Raw genomic sequence first — 1,362 nt, forward strand, 5'->3', positions numbered from 1 at the left:
CGCTGGAGATCTCGACCGAGGCCAACGCCGACCGGATCATCCCGATTCTCCCGGGCCGCGTGCTGTGGGAGCGCATCGCGCTGGCCGATGGGCACACGGGCCGCATCGTCACCACCGTCGCCTGACCCCACGGCCGGCAGGGCCGGTGCGGCTGTCACACAACCGCGTCATGATGTAGCCCAAATGGCTTACGCGTTTTTCCCGTGCGCGAGCGTCGCCGACGAACAACTTCCACAGCATGCCCCGGCAAACCCGGCCCAACGCCACCCCTGCCTCGCCTCCTGCGATCTCGCCCTTCTTCCAGCCCATCGTGGATCTGCGCAAGGGCACGGTCTTCGGCCATGAAGCCCTCATTCGCGGACCGGCCGGCACCCCGCTCCACAGCCCGCAGGCGCTGCTTGCACTTGCCGCGGCCGAGTCGCGGCTGACCGAGTTCGAGCTGCTGTGCGTGGAAGCCATCCTCGCCCAGTGGGGCCGCCTGCCCGATGCGGGCCGGCTGTTCGTGAACATGAGCGCCGACGCACTGGTCGCGGCCATGGGCGGCGTGGGCACGGCGTGCTGGCTCGAACGCATGCTCGCGCACCACGACGTCAGCGCCCGCGACGTGACCGTGGAGCTCACCGAGCAGCAGGCCACCGGCAGCCCCGAAGCGCTGGGCCGCGCGGTCGAGGCGCTGCATGCGCTGGGCGCGCGCGTTGCGCTCGACGACTTCGGCGAAGGCCATTCCAACCTGCGACGCTGGAAAGAGCTGCAGCCGGACTTCGTGAAGATCGACAAGTTGCTGACCCAGGGCATCGCGAACAGCCCGCAGAGCGTGGCACTTGTACGCGCCATCGTCGGCTTCGGCAACGCGCTGGGCACCGAGCTCATCGCCGAAGGCGTGGAAGACGCGAAAGACCTGCACGTGCTGCGCGACCTCGGCATTGCCCACGGCCAGGGCTACCTGTTCGGCAGGCCGGCACCGGCGCTGCAGCCAGCCCTGCCCGAGCCCATGGCGGCCACCATCCGCGACACTCGCATCGCGGTGATGCCGCATGCGTCTCAAACGTCGCAGCCCAATGTGCTGCGCAGCCTGTTGGTCATCCAGGCGCCTGCGCTCAGCCCGCAGACGCCGATCGACGAGGTTTCTGAAATCTTCCAGAAGCACCCCGAGCTGCATGCACTCGCCGTGGTCGATAAGGGCACCCCCGTTTCGCTGATCAACCGGCAGTCGTTCATGAACGACTACGCACGGATGTACTTCCGCGAGGTCCACGGCCGCCGCCCCTGCCTGGCCTACGGCAGCAGCACCCCGCGCATCGTGGAGCGCGAGGAGAACGTCGAGAGCCTGCTCGGCATCCTGATGTCGGAAGACCAGCGCTA

Annotated in this window: 1 protein-coding gene; it reads left to right on the plus strand. The window is 68.3% G+C overall.

The genetic code is table 11. The features are described from left to right. Window positions 1–238 precede the first annotated feature (238 nt). Window positions 239–1,362, plus strand: a 1,124-nt coding sequence (locus ACSFA3_RS23495) for an EAL domain-containing protein (RefSeq protein ID WP_435507831.1), incomplete at its 3' end; no start/stop codon positions are given.

Origin of the sequence: Variovorax glucosi, from assembly GCF_051216695.1 — a bacterium.
In the GTDB taxonomy this organism is placed as follows: Bacteria; Pseudomonadota; Gammaproteobacteria; order Burkholderiales; family Burkholderiaceae_C; genus Variovorax.